14 protein-coding genes are annotated in these 14,092 nt (G+C 42.6%); 13 read left to right on the forward strand and 1 reads right to left on the reverse strand.

Annotated features, from left to right (window positions below; genetic code table 11):
- The first annotated feature begins 87 nt into the window (after positions 1 to 87).
- The 12 genes from AC1D7X_RS14315 (at position 88) to AC1D7X_RS14370 (ending at position 11,603) form a co-directional block, all read left to right on the forward strand.
- Positions 88 to 714: a 5-formyltetrahydrofolate cyclo-ligase gene (locus AC1D7X_RS14315; RefSeq protein WP_495475482.1), complete on the forward strand. Its 627-nt coding sequence runs from the start codon at positions 88 to 90 to the stop codon at positions 712 to 714.
- A 3-nt stretch (positions 715 to 717) separates the two neighbouring features.
- Complete coding sequence (moaC, locus tag AC1D7X_RS14320; RefSeq protein ID WP_495454849.1) at positions 718 to 1,191, forward strand: cyclic pyranopterin monophosphate synthase MoaC; 474 nt, start codon at positions 718 to 720, stop codon at positions 1,189 to 1,191.
- A 42-nt stretch (positions 1,192 to 1,233) separates the two neighbouring features.
- Positions 1,234 to 1,719 (forward strand): MogA/MoaB family molybdenum cofactor biosynthesis protein, encoded by a 486-nt coding sequence (locus AC1D7X_RS14325; RefSeq protein ID WP_495454850.1) that lies wholly within the window; start codon positions 1,234 to 1,236, stop codon positions 1,717 to 1,719.
- A gap of 171 nt (positions 1,720 to 1,890) precedes the next feature.
- Positions 1,891 to 2,115, forward strand: a complete 225-nt coding sequence (gene tatA / locus AC1D7X_RS14330; RefSeq protein ID WP_495454851.1) for a twin-arginine translocase TatA/TatE family subunit — start codon at positions 1,891 to 1,893, stop codon at positions 2,113 to 2,115.
- Between the two features lie 90 nt (positions 2,116 to 2,205).
- The gene (tatC, locus tag AC1D7X_RS14335; protein ID WP_495475530.1) at positions 2,206 to 2,982 is read left to right on the forward strand and encodes a twin-arginine translocase subunit TatC; all 777 of its coding nucleotides are present in this window, start codon (positions 2,206 to 2,208) and stop codon (positions 2,980 to 2,982) included.
- 301 nt (positions 2,983 to 3,283) lie between these two features.
- A complete protein-coding gene (gene groES, locus AC1D7X_RS14340; RefSeq protein WP_495454852.1) occupies positions 3,284 to 3,565 on the forward strand; it encodes a co-chaperone GroES in 282 nt (93 codons plus the stop codon).
- A gap of 62 nt (positions 3,566 to 3,627) precedes the next feature.
- On the forward strand, positions 3,628 to 5,256 hold the full coding sequence (gene groL / locus AC1D7X_RS14345; protein WP_495454853.1) for a chaperonin GroEL: 1,629 nt from the start codon (positions 3,628 to 3,630) through the stop codon (positions 5,254 to 5,256).
- A 372-nt stretch (positions 5,257 to 5,628) separates the two neighbouring features.
- Positions 5,629 to 6,651 (forward strand): LacI family DNA-binding transcriptional regulator, encoded by a 1,023-nt coding sequence (locus tag AC1D7X_RS14350; protein ID WP_495475483.1) that lies wholly within the window; start codon positions 5,629 to 5,631, stop codon positions 6,649 to 6,651.
- Positions 6,652 to 6,847: 196 nt separating this feature from the next.
- Positions 6,848 to 8,089: an ABC transporter substrate-binding protein gene (locus tag AC1D7X_RS14355; protein WP_495455284.1), complete on the forward strand. Its 1,242-nt coding sequence runs from the start codon at positions 6,848 to 6,850 to the stop codon at positions 8,087 to 8,089.
- Between the two features lie 115 nt (positions 8,090 to 8,204).
- Positions 8,205 to 9,071 (forward strand): carbohydrate ABC transporter permease, encoded by an 867-nt coding sequence (locus AC1D7X_RS14360; RefSeq protein WP_495454855.1) that lies wholly within the window; start codon positions 8,205 to 8,207, stop codon positions 9,069 to 9,071.
- Positions 9,071 to 9,889, forward strand: a complete 819-nt coding sequence (locus AC1D7X_RS14365) for a carbohydrate ABC transporter permease (RefSeq protein ID WP_495455285.1) — start codon at positions 9,071 to 9,073, stop codon at positions 9,887 to 9,889. Before AC1D7X_RS14360 ends, AC1D7X_RS14365 begins: the two co-directional genes overlap by 1 nt.
- A 31-nt stretch (positions 9,890 to 9,920) precedes the next feature.
- Entirely contained in the window at positions 9,921 to 11,603 is a 1,683-nt protein-coding gene (locus AC1D7X_RS14370) for a glycoside hydrolase family 13 protein (RefSeq protein WP_495454856.1), read from the forward strand.
- Positions 11,604 to 11,746: 143 nt separating this feature from the next.
- On the opposite strand, the gene AC1D7X_RS14375 is transcribed toward AC1D7X_RS14370, so the two are convergent.
- The gene (locus AC1D7X_RS14375; protein ID WP_495454857.1) at positions 11,747 to 12,604 is read right to left on the reverse strand and encodes an AraC family transcriptional regulator; all 858 of its coding nucleotides are present in this window, start codon (positions 12,602 to 12,604) and stop codon (positions 11,747 to 11,749) included.
- A 153-nt stretch (positions 12,605 to 12,757) separates the two neighbouring features.
- Here AC1D7X_RS14375 and AC1D7X_RS14380 point away from each other — a divergent pair, with 153 nt between their 5' ends.
- Positions 12,758 to 14,056, forward strand: coding sequence for an alpha-glucosidase/alpha-galactosidase (locus AC1D7X_RS14380; RefSeq protein WP_495454858.1), 1,299 nt, complete (start codon positions 12,758 to 12,760; stop codon positions 14,054 to 14,056).
- Positions 14,057 to 14,092 lie beyond the last annotated feature (36 nt).

Genomic DNA, 14,092 nt, shown 5'->3' on the forward strand with positions numbered 1-14,092 from the left:
TCCGATCTTGGCGAAAAGAAAGCAACAGTGGTACACTATAGGCAAAACATATGTATACGTAAACATAGAAAAGGCGGCTGAATGGGAATGAACGGGAATAATCACCCATTATCCGATGTTAAAAAAAACTTACGTCTCACTATGACAAAAGCTCGAAATGCATGTTCCAGTATTCAACGTGAGCAGTGGTCTAATGAAGCTATTCGTCATATAACACAAGAGATGGAATCTATGAGAATAAGTCATTTTCTAGTCTATATTCCGTTTCGCTCTGAACTAAATACAAGAAGTTTAATTGAATGGGGATGGAATAAAGGCTTACAAGTACTTGTTCCTAGATGTGATCCTAGAGAGTATTCTATGGAGATCTACCCACTTCGAGATTGGAATGAATTAGAACCAGGTGCTTACGGAATAGAAGAGCCCGATCCTTTGCGTTTAAGCGCTCTTAGACATGACTTTGTTCCAGATGTAATTATTTTACCGGGACTGGCCTTTGATAGGATAGGTGGAAGGTTGGGTTACGGCAGCGGCTATTATGATCGATATCTTGAGCGGTTACAGCCATACGTTAATCATAAGAACCCTCCAATTTTGATCGGACTTGGCTATGAAATGCAGGTCGTGCACCAGGTACCCATGGATAGACATGATGCAATGCTAAATATTCTCGTTACTGAGAATGGCGTTGTGAATTGCAATAAGGAGGTTTAATAAATGGAATTGACTCATTTCAACGAACAAGGTAGAGCACGTATGGTGGATGTATCGGACAAGGAAGTGACCGCACGGACTGCTGTTGCGCACACTACGGTTACGATGGCACCAGATACGCTTGCGAAGATTAAAGCTGGGTTAATTGGCAAAGGTGATGTACTTGCGGTAGCGCAAGTAGCAGGTGTAATGGCTGCGAAGAAAACATCCGATTGGATTCCAATGTGTCACCCCCTATCACTCACAGGCATAAATATTCATTTCACTGACAATGATCATAATGAACTATACATAGATGCAACTGTAAAGACGACTGGAAAGACAGGGGTAGAAATGGAGGCATTAACCGCCGTATCTGCTACAGCTCTAACAGTGTATGACATGTGCAAAGCGCTTCAAAAGGATATGGTGATTGGACCCACTTATCTACAGTCGAAGAGTGGTGGGAAGAGCGGAGATTATCAACTTAACACTTAAAAATAGAGGGTAGAATAAGAAGAGAAGGAGGCGGGTGATCACATGGTGTGGAAAACAGCGATCTTAACTGCTAGCGATAAAGGATCCAGGGGTGAGCGCGAAGATACGAGTGCCCAGGTCATCCGGGAGTTGGTGGAAGAAGAATTGGGCGGAGAGATCGTAGAATACCGCATCGTCCCCGATGAACAAGATGAGATTATGGCCTCACTCATTGAACTAACCGATTATTTCAGAGCAGATTTAGTGTTAACGACAGGTGGGACAGAACTGGCCATCCGCGACGTTACCCCAGAGGCAACTAGAAAGGTTATTGAACGTGAGGTTCCTGGGATGTCAGAAGCGATGAGGGGAGTAGTAATGCAGCGTAACCCTTCTGCAATGCTCTTTCGAGGTATTTGTGGCATTAGAGGCAGAACTCTCATAGTGAATCTTCCGGGCACTCCAAAGGGCGTACACGAATCTCTAGCGGCGATTATGGATCAGTTGCCTGAAGCGCTCCTAATGGTAACAGGTCAATATCGTCAATAGAACGATATATAATGGCGAATTAGTAACGAAAATAGCTGTGTTTATGTGATATAAGTTATGGTATAATTCGTATATTAAATATTGTGTTAGTGTTCGTGTTAGCTGAATTTATAGATTTAACACAAGTACTTAAGGATAGCGATACTGTTTTTAAATAAGGAGGAATTCATTATGGGAATTGGAACTCCAGGTATTATTTTGCTTGTAATATTAGCGTTACTACTATTTGGCCCCAACAAATTACCTGAATTAGGACGTGCTGTAGGACGGACTTTCCGGGAATTTAAAAATGGAGCACGTGACATTATGGAGGATTCAGCTTCTCCACAGAAGACTGAAGTGAAACAAGCTACCAATACTCCGAATGAGTTAGAAAATAAACGCCTTCCAGAATAGTACGTCAGGAGCATACTGACAGATTGATCCCTTCCTGCGGGGAGGGATTTTGTGTTGGCCACAATTGATGTGAAAACCGAGGTGACAAGCATGTCTGCAGTGCAGGATGAGATGTCCATTTTTGAACATTTAGGTGAACTACGTAAAAGAATTATTTATGTGTTATGTGTATTTCTGGGAGGACTTATCATTGGTTTGTTTCTAGCCAATCCTATATATCATTATTTAATTGATGCGGATACGGCCAAGGATTATGTACTTCATGCCTTTTCATTCTGGGATGGTATTGGAATCTACATGAAAATATCCATGGTGATATCGCTAGTGATATCCTTACCTTTTATTGTGTATCAATTGTGGGCTTTCGTAAGCCCTGGCTTAAGGGAAATCGAACGTAAAGCGGCGTTAAGATATGTACCGTTTGTGTTGATTCTTTTCCTACTAGGGATCTCCTTTGCTTATTATATTGTGTTTCCAATGGCTCTGTCTTTTACTACGGCAGTCACCACAAGTATGGGCCTAGAAGAAACGTATGGGATTACGCAATATTTCAGCTTTATGTTTAGTTTAGTGATTCCTCTTGCACTCCTTTTTGAACTACCCCTTGTGGTTATGTTTTTAACCAAGATTAGAATTCTGAATCCATTACGTCTACGTAAAATGCGGAAGATTTCATATTTTGTACTTGTGTTTATAGCCGTGGTAATCACGCCACCGGATTTCATTTCTGACTTTCTAGTGACGATTCCTCTTTTATTATTGTACGAGTTCAGTGTATTCGTATCATCACTGATCTATCGTAAGCAGCTAGCAACTGATGAAGAGATCGAAGCTAGATATCAGCAAGAAGATGACACAGATAAATAGATCTAAGTAGAACGGACTTATTCCATTCATCGGCATGCCTTTCATCTGAAGGGGGTGTCTTTTTTTCTATGGAGAATGTCATTTAGAAGGATAGGGGCATATTTAACAGCGGTATGGATAGAATGTATGAGGGCTTACACATTTTTTTTTGAAAATAGGTACAAAAGACTTGAAAAATGTGCCCAAGTTGAGTATCATAAAAATTGGTTGTTAGCACTGAGGCTTGTCGAGTGCTAATACATATTTCGACAGATGGTACTGTCTCACACAATATACTATTTTAATAAGGAGGCTATTTTTCATGATCAAACCTTTAGGTGACCGCGTACTGGTAGAACCAATCGAGCAAGAAGAAACGACTTCATTCGGGATTGTCCTTCCGGACTCTGCTAAAGAAAAGCCGCAAGAAGGTAAGGTTATTGCTGTAGGTAACGGTGCGGTAAAAGATGGTGCACGTGTTGCTCTTGAAGTAAAAGAAGGCGACAAAGTTCTTTTCTCCAAATATGCCGGAACAGAAATCAAATATGAAGGTAAAGAATATTTGATTATGAAAGAAAGCGACATACATGCAATTGTAGGCTAATCACCTCGAACATAGGAATGCACGAAATGTAATATATAATCCATAAGGAGGAATACATCACCATGGCAAAAGATATTAGATTTAGTGAAGACGCACGCCGCTCTATGCTGCGCGGTGTTGATGCTTTGGCAAATGCAGTAAAAGTAACATTGGGACCTAAAGGTCGTAACGTTGTTCTTGAGAAGAAATTCGGTAGCCCATTGATTACAAATGATGGTGTAACCATTGCTAAAGAAATCGAATTGGAAGACGCTTTTGAAAATATGGGTGCACAACTTGTTAAAGAAGTTGCTACTAAAACCAACGATGTAGCTGGTGACGGTACAACTACTGCAACAGTTCTTGCTCAAGCGATGATTCGTGAAGGTCTTAAGAACGTTACTGCAGGAGCTAACCCTATGGTTATCCGTAAAGGGATCGAGAAAGCTGTTAAAGCAGCTGTAATCGAGCTTAAGAGTATCGCTAAACCAATCGAAGGCAAACAATCCATTGCACAAGTTGCATCGATCTCTGCTGCTGACGAAGAAGTAGGCGAATTGATCGCTGAAGCTATGGAAAAAGTGGGTAATGACGGTGTTATCACTGTTGAAGAATCCCGTGGATTCGCTACTGAATTGGAAGTCGTGGAAGGTATGCAATTCGACCGCGGTTACATTTCTCCATACATGATTACAGATACGGACAAAATGGAAGCTGTTCTTGAGAATCCATACATCCTAATCACAGATAAGAAAATCACAAGCACACAAGAAATCTTGCCATTGCTTGAGAAAATTGTTCAACAAGCTAAACCGCTTGTGATCATCGCTGAAGATATCGAAGGCGAAGCACTAGCTATGCTAGTAGTTAACAAATTGCGTGGTACTTTCAACGCAGTTGCTGTTAAAGCTCCAGGATTCGGTGATCGTCGTAAAGCAATGTTGCAAGATATCGCTGCATTGACTGGCGGACAAGTGATTACAGAAGAATTGGGTCTTGACCTGAAGACTGCTACTGTTGATCAATTGGGTACTGCACGTCAAATTCGTGTAACTAAAGAAAACACAATCGTGGTTGATGGCGCTGGAAACAAAGCTGATATCGACGCTCGTGTTAATCAGATCCGCGCTCAATTGGAAGATACAACTTCCGAGTTCGACAAAGAGAAATTGCAAGAGCGTCTGGCTAAATTGTCAGGTGGCGTAGCAGTAATCAAAGTCGGAGCTGCAACTGAAACAGAATTGAAAGAACGCAAACTACGCATCGAAGATGCCTTGAATGCAACTCGCGCAGCGGTTGAAGAAGGTATCGTATCCGGTGGTGGTACTGCACTCGTGAACGTATATAAAGCAGTAAATGCTGTAGACGTGACTGGCGATGAAAGAACAGGCGTAAACATCGTATTGCGCGCTCTTGAAGAACCAATCCGTACAATCGCAGCTAATGCTGGCCAAGAGGGTTCCGTTATTGTGGAACGCTTGAAGAAAGAAGCTATCGGAATCGGCTACAATGCTGCTACTGATGAGTGGGTAAACATGTTCGAAGCTGGGATCGTTGACCCTGCTAAGGTAACTCGTTCAGCATTGCAAAATGCTGCATCTGTAGCTGCAATGTTCTTGACTACTGAAGCAGTTATCGCTGACAAGCCAGAACCAGAAAAACCAGGTATGCCTGATATGGGCGGCATGGGCGGTATGGGCGGCATGATGTAATAAGGGATTAAAACCCTTATGCATCAAAGGGTTTTCCGCATGGGAAACGCCGTTTGACCATATTGTTACTCCATTGTGTAAAAAAAGAGGCATCGGTTGAGTTCGTAAACTCAACCGGTGCCTCTTTTCCTTTTGATTATTCCAAACCTCAAAAGCCAATTGTATTTTGATTGAAACCATTAACTCAACGAAATCGTGGCTTTGCGGAATATTAGGTTTGACCCAAAGTATATTTATAGTCATTAATGGTTGACAAAAATAAAAACAACATTTATATTTTAGGTAAGCGTTTACGTAGGAAGTATTACATTTCATGAAATAAAAAGTTAACGTTTACATTACTGTTGTAAGACAGGTTAAAGAGGAATTGATATGAATCCAAACGCTTCAAGCAATCCAACGATCAAAGATGTAGCAAGGAAAGCTAATGTATCTATCGCTACTGTTTCGCGGGTACTGAATAATCTTTCCGGGTATTCGGACAAAACGAAGCAAAAGGTGAATCAGGTTATTAAAGAAATAGGATACCAGCCTAATGCAATCGCCCGCGGCCTTATCAATAAGCGGACGCAGACGATCGGGGTAATGTTCCCGACTGTATCAAGTTACTTCTCTGCGGACATTCTCCATGGTATAGAAGAGTACGCCAACGACCATAACTATAGCGTCTTTGTCTGTAATACGGATGCAGATGGTAAGCGTACGATGAAATATCTGCATGTGCTACGTGAGAAGCAGGTAGATGGCATTATATTCTCCAGCGAAATGCTGAATGAAGAGTATTATGAAGTGCTACAAGCGATGAAAGCACCTGTGGTATTGGTATCTACCAAAACGGATTACGCTTCCGTTCCCTACATCAAAGTGGATGATAAGCAGGCAGCATATGATGCGGTGGAATATTTGATCTTAAATGGTCACCGGGAAATTGCCATGGTTAGCGGATCTGTGACTGATAAAATGGCTGGCATCACGAGAATAGAAGGTTACCAGAAGGCGTTACAGAATTATGGGATAACCTTTAAGGAGTCTCACCTGGTCTTTGGGAATTTCGAGTTTGATGATGGATGTATAGCTATGGAGAAGCTGATTCAGACTGCGCCGGAGGTTACGGCTATCTTTGCAGCGAGTGACGAGATGGCAGTTGCAGTTCTGTCCGTTGCTGCGAGGCATGGTCTCAAGGTTCCAGAAGACATTTCCGTAATCGGTTACGATAATCTGAAGCTTGCTGAAATGGCAGTGCCCCCCTTAACAACAGTGGATCAGCGGCTGTATGAAATGGGGAAATTAGCTACAGGGAAGCTGATTAATATGATTGAGAACGACTGCGTAGCAGAAAGCAGTATTATGCCTCATAAGATTGTTGAAAGACAGTCGGTAAGGAAACTTACCTAAAGTTTTTTTCAATATAACGTAAACGTTTACCATCTGAAATTAAATGGTTATTACGAGAGAGAGGGATCAGAAATAGGAGAAAAGGTTAACACATCAAAAGAACGTAAACGTTTACTCTCAAGAATTAAGTTGAGGGTGAAGGAATAACCACAGATCACAATAACCAACAAATTAATTTTCTCAGGGGGAATAGATGATGAAAAAGGTAATTAAACCTCTTTTAGTAGGCGTACTGGCGATCTCTTTACTTAGTGCATGTGGCAATAATGGTGGTAATTCCGAAGGAGCTTCTGGTAAGACGGTGGAAATTGAATTCTTCCAGAACAAGACTGAAGCTAAAGCTACTTTCGACAAGCTCGTAACCAAGTTCAATGAAGCTAACCCGAACATTAAGGTAACCCAAGTAAATCCACCGGATGCAGAAACGGTTCTAAAGACCCGCGTTGCGAAACAGGATATTCCTGACGTCATCGGAACGGGCGCAACGGATACGTTCTCGACTCTTGCCAAAAGCGGACTGTTTGAGAATTTCACGAATGACCCGCTTATTGAGAACATTCAACCGGTTTATCTGGATATGCTGAAAGGCATGACCGGGCTGACAGAGTTGAACGGCATTCCTTTCTCAACAAATGCTAACGGCGTTATTTACAACAAAGCAATCTTCAAGGAGCTAGGACTTACTGTTCCAACAACCTGGGATGAATTCATTGCAGTTGCCCAAAAGGTTAAGGATTCTGGACAGAACGCCTTTTATCTCACACTAAAAGATGCATGGACATCCCTTCACCAGTTCAACTCACTGGCGGGTAATATCGCAGGCCTTGATTTCTTCTCCCAGCGCGCGGAAGGCAGTGTAACATTCAAGGATACGTATCGTGAGATTGCTGAGAAGCAACTGAAGCTCCTGGACTTTGCTCAAAAGGATATCTACGGCAAGGGATATAACGACGGCAACACCGCTTTTGCCAAGGGTGAGTCTGCAATGTATCTGCAGGGAGTATGGGCTATTCCAGAAATTCAAAAGGGTAATCCGGATATTGAACTGGGTGTATTCCCCTTCCCAAGCACGAATGATCCAGCCAAGAACAAACTCGTTTCCGGTGTAGATACTATACTTACCATTTCTAAGAGTTCGGAGCACAAAGAGGAAGCTAAGAAATTTGTGGACTTCTTACTTCAGCCGGACAATGTGAAGCAATATATCTCTGAGCAAAAAGCATTCTCTGCAGTGACAGGTGTTACACTAGACGATGCTAGTGTTGCTGACCTGACGGAATCATTCAAAAATGGCCATCTCATTGATTTCGCAGATCACTATATCCCTGCGGCTATGAAGTTAGATTCAATCATTCAAGGCTTCTTGCAAGAGAAGGATATTGACGCTTATCTAGCTTCACTCGACACCGAGTGGGACAAAGTTGCCAATCGTAAATAATACAGAGTTGCATTCTATCCTTTAACCTTATATGTCACAGAGACGGATACCGAACTTTAAAAAGGGACGGTACATCCGTTTCTTCTTATTTGCAGTATAGAAGGGAGACACACTAATGGCTAAACGCCGCATCGCCTTTTACATAATGACCATCCCAGCAGTTCTATTGTTCTTTGCCTTTCATACATTTCCTACGTTACAGGGAATCTTTTATGCGTTTACGAATTGGGATGGCTTCAGCGAGAGTTACGGTTTCGTAGGAATCAAGAACTTTGTGAACCTCTTTAAAGATTCAAATGTGATGAATTCCTACCTGTTCACTTTCAAGTATGCCATTATCATGACGATCTTCATTAATATAATCAGCCTGCTTATTGCGCTAGGACTGAACGCTAAGATCAAATTCAAAAACTTTTTTCGCGGCGTATACTTCTTGCCCAACATTCTCAGCGTCCTGATTATCGGCTTTATCTTCAACTACTTGTTCTCCAATGTTTTTACTGTCTGGGGAGAAAAAATAGGTAGTGAATTTCTCTCGCAAAATATTCTCGGAAACGCTGATTGGGCGTGGGTTGGGATTGTTATAGTTGGCGTATGGCAAGGTATCGCGTTTAACACGATTTTGTATTTGGCCGGTCTTCAGACGATACCACAGGATTTGTACGAGGCTTCGAATCTGGATGGTGCAGGAAAAATCAGAGAATTCTGGAACATTACGTTCCCACTTCTGGCTCCTTCCTTTACCATTAACATGGTACTTGCCATGAAGGGCGGACTGATGGTGTTTGATCAGATTGTTGCCCTTACGGGAGGCGGCCCGGGACGCTCTACACAATCGATTGCGCTTCTTATTTATACAGGAGGATTTCAAGGCGGAGAATTTGCCTATCAATCGGCCAATGCCGTCATTTACTTTATTCTTATCGCCGTGATCTCCGTGATTCAGATTAAATTTCTACAGAAACGGGAGATGGACATGTGATGACAAAGAAGACGAACTGGACCATTACTATACTCGTTGCACTGGGCTCTCTGCTCATTTTATTCCCGCTCTATATGACCGTCAGCATCGCACTGAAGAACCCGGCGGAAATGGCTCAATCGATCTTCGCACTGCCAACGGGGTTGCATTTTGAGAATTTCAGTAATGCAATTAAGGCGACGAATTTCTTCAATGCCTTCAAGAACAGTGCCGTTATAACTATTACTTCAGTCGTATTCATTCTGCTGACAAATTCTATGGTGGCTTACGCGATTGCGCGAAATATGAAACAGAGGTTCTTCAAAGGGCTGTATTTCTATTTCATCAGTGCCATGTTCATCCCGTTTCAGATCATTATGTTACCTGTGGTTAAGGTGACAACAGACCTGCATATGAACAATATTATGGGACTGATCATTCTCAACGTCGTATACGGCCTTGCATTCAATGTGTTCGTGTATGTGGGTTATATCCGCTCCATTCCGGTAGAGCTTGAAGAAGCAGCGAACATTGATGGGGCATCGACATGGGGGACATATTGGAAAATCATCTTTCCTCTCCTTGCGCCAATCAGTGCAACGGTCGGAATTTTATCCTGCCTGTCGTCATGGAATGATTTCATGTTACCGCTAATTTTACTGGGAGACCAAGATTCCTACACGCTCCCACTGGTGCAATATGTGTTTCAGGGACAGTTCGGTACCGATTTCAATCTAGCGTTCGCTTCTTATCTGCTGGCCTTATTGCCTATGGTCATTGTGTATCTGTTCGCACAAAAATGGATTATTAATGGTATTACCCAGGGTGCGATTAAATAGTAACCTTACTTCTGGATAGGAGAGAGTATAGATGGAGAGAAAATGGTGGAAAGAAAGCATAGTGTATCAAATTTATCCTCGTAGCTTCAAGGACAGCAACGGGGATGGCATTGGTGACATCAAAGGAATTACTCAAAAGCTGGGTCACTTGCAGGATTTGGGTATTGATGTTATCTGGTTGTCCCCAGTATATAAATCGCCGAATGATGATAATGGTTATGATATCAGTGATTACCGAAACATTATGGATGAGTTCGGAACCATGAGCGATTTCAATGAAATGTTGGAGGAAGCTCATAAGCACAATATCAGAATTATGTTGGATCTGGTTGTGAATCATACCTCGGATGAGCATTCGTGGTTCATCGAATCGCGATCGTCCAAGGATAATCCGTATCGCGATTATTATATTTGGAAACCTGGTAAAGAAGGGAATCCGCCGAATAATTGGGGTGCTTCTTTTGGTGGGAGTGCGTGGGAGTATGATCCATCTACGGATGAGTATTATTTGCATCTATTTAGTCAAAAACAACCTGACTTAAATTGGGAGAACCCGGATTTACGAAAAGAAGTATACGACATGATGATATACTGGCTGGACAAAGGCGTCGACGGGTTCCGAATGGATGTGGTTAACTTTATATCCAAGGATCAGCGATTCCTGGATGGAACGGTGAATGGCAACCCTTATGGAAACGGGGGCCCACATTATACTAACGGGCCCCGCATCCATGAATTTATGCAAGAGATGAACAAAGAAGTGTTATCCAAGTATGATACCATCACGGTTGGTGAAATGCCTGGTGTAAGTTCGGAAGAAGCGAAGTTGTACACAGGCAATGACCGGAATGAGTTAAATATGGTCTTCCATTTCGAACACGTGGATGTTGGCAACGGCAGATTTGGCAAGTGGACACCAGCTCCATGGAAGCTGACGGACTTAAAGACGATCTTTTCCAGATGGCAAGTTGGGCTTGAAGAAGATGGATGGAATAGTTTGTACTGGAGTAATCATGATCAGCCAAGGGCTATTTCACGTTTCGGAAATGACAGTGAAGAGTATAGGGTCATTTCCGGAAAAATGCTCGCTACTTGCCTTCATATGTTGAAGGGAACACCCTACATTTATCAGGGTGAAGAAATTGGGATGACCAATGTTGCATTTCAATCCATGGATCAATACCGGGATATCGAAACTCTGAATGCGTATAGGGATTATATGGAAGGTAATCTTCTTACACCGGACGAAATCATGCAAGCGATCCATGAACGGGGAAGAGATAATGCGCGAACACCGGTTCAATGGTCGAAAGAATCTAATGCAGGTTTCACAACTGGGCAGCCATGGATAGCTGTAAACCCTAATTATAAAGTCATTAATGCGGATGCGGCAGTTGAGGATAAAGATTCAATATATCATTATTATAAAAAGCTGATCAAGTTACGTAAGAAAAATCTTAATATCGTTTATGGAAAATATGAGCTGCTCTTAGCTGATAATGAACAAATATATGCTTTTACTCGAAGCCTGAACGATGAGAAGATACTGATCATATGCAATTTCTCAGAAGAACAAGCCTTGTTTAAACTACCGAATGATATAAAATTTGCGGATAAGAAATTGCTTATTGCGAACTACGAGGTTAATCCGAATGAAGAGATTGCTTCATTTAGCCTGAAACCCTATGAAGCAAGAGTTTATCAATTGAAATAGACGCAGTAATACAGGACAGGAAGCAGGGGTGAATCCCCGCTTCCTGTTTTTATTAGGAGCTTTAGAGGCTCTTGCCCTTGATGGCAAAAAGCATTTGATATGATACTATCCGTAAACTAACAATGAGCAATAAGAATCCAGCCTTACCTGCAACCATAGTCTCGTCCGGGTTGCTGCAAGCGGTATTCCGTCGGCGAGGCCCCGCACCATTTCTTGAATTGTCTGGAGAAATAAAGTGCATCCTGATATCCGACAGAGGAAGCGATCTGCTCAATGGTCAATCGTTCCAGAAGTAGCGTCTTGGCACGTTCCATACGGATATTTTGCAAGTAACCCATCGGTGTTAATCCGGTTTGTTGCTTGAAAATCTTGGATAAGTAAGTGCGGTGATAACCGAGCGAATAGGCCATTTCACCAATAGTGATCGGCTTGGAATATTGTAGATTGAGCCAACGAATGGCATGTTCTACCTGATGCTGTGTTGGATGCTCGAACTCGCTACGGGCGGGAACGGAGCCTTTATGCTTGACCCATTCGGCAAGCAACAGACGTAAATAAGCTTCAGCTCGCAGGTCACATGCCGCATCCCCGGCATGGAGTACACGATATACATTGTGAAACAACATGGTGATGTTACAACTCTTCTTTGACTGTAGCGTAGGAGAATGTGGAGAAATGTTCTGTAGACTCAGCAACTGATCGGCCAAGTCTCCTTTGAAGCCAATCCAGCGGTAGTGCCAAGGGTCCGATTTGTCGGATTCATAACGTACAAGTTCCCCTGGGAAAATGAAAAAGTGATCTCCTGGGCCCAACTCATAATCCCTTCCCAAACAACGAAAGCGTCCTTTGCCCGAAACGACATAGTGAACCAAATGATAGTCTAACACCTGAGGACCAGCCAAATGGGAAGGTTCTGTATGTTGTTGACCAGCGAAGAGCACGACGAGCTCACCCTTGCTGGGAAAAGGATTTATCGCAACCGAAGGTTGAGTATACGACATTATGGTTGTTTCCTTTCTTCCATCCGTTATAAGTTCATTATATACGAGAAACTACAAATCTCCATATAGAAGTGGATTTCATCTATGTGATTATTCCAATGTGAAGTGTAGAGTATATATATAGTAAACGCTATCACACTTAGGAGGTCAATGATGGATAAGATTACATTTCTCGGAGCTGGAAGTTCGGTTTTTGCCAAAAATGTACTAGGAGATTGCATGCTGACGCCTGCACTTCAGAATTTCGAATTAGCGCTGTTCGATATTGATATGGAGCGGCTTAAGGATTCAGAGAATATGCTTAATAATATAAAAAATACATCGGGTAGTACCTGCCGGATAAAAACCTACACGGATCGTAAAGAGGCACTGCGTAGTGCGAAATTTGTGATCAATGCCATTCAAGTGGGAGGTTATGATCCATGTACGATTACTGATTTTGAGATACCCAAGAAGTACGGCTTGCGGCAGACGATTGCAGATACGTTAGGGATCGGCGCCATTTTCCGTAATTTACGGACCATTCCGGTGGTCTTGGATTTCGCCCGTGATATGCAGGAAGTGTGTCCAGAGGCACTATTCTTGAATTACACGAACCCGATGGCGGTGTTAACGAACGTTATGAGTACATATGGCAGTATCCAAACCATCGGTCTTTGTCACAGTGTTCAGACATGTATGCCTGATTTATTAATGAATTTAGAAATGGATACGACAGGCGTACAGACTAAAATTGCTGGAATCAATCATATGGCTTGGCTATTGGAGTGTAAGAGGGATGGTGTAGATCTATATCCGGAAATTAAGCGGCGTGCACGAGAGAAGCAAAAGGACAAGCACAGCGATATGGTACGTTTCGAGCTCATGTTCCGTTTCGGATACTATGTGACGGAGTCATCTGAGCATAGTTCAGAATATCATCCATATTTCATCAAGCGTAACTATCCGGAGCTGATTGAGCGCTTTAACATCCCACTGGATGAGTATCCACGCCGCTGTGTCGATCAGATCGGGAAATGGTCCACGATGCGGGATGACATGGTCAACAATAAAGATCTAAGTCATGTACGTTCGCATGAGTATGCATCCTATATTCTAGAAGCGATGGAGACGGGAATTCCATATAAAATTGGTGGTAACGTGATGAACACGGGCCTAATTACGAATCTTCCAAAAGAGGCCTGTGTCGAAGTGCCTTGTCTAGTGGATCGTAGTGGAGTAACGCCAACGTATGTGGGTGACCTGCCACCGCAGCTTGCTGCACTTAACCAAACCAACATTAATACACAATTACTAACGATTGAAGCAGCGATGAGCCGTAAACGCGAGCATATTTACCACGCGGCGATGCTAGATCCGCATACGGCTGCAGAACTTTCAATCGATGATATCGTTGCGATGTGCGACGATATGATTGAAGCACACGGCGACTGGCTACCGAAGTACGAGTGATAAATATAGTACAATGTTATACCACAATTCAACATC

This window comes from Paenibacillus sp. Y568 (assembly GCF_059445545.1).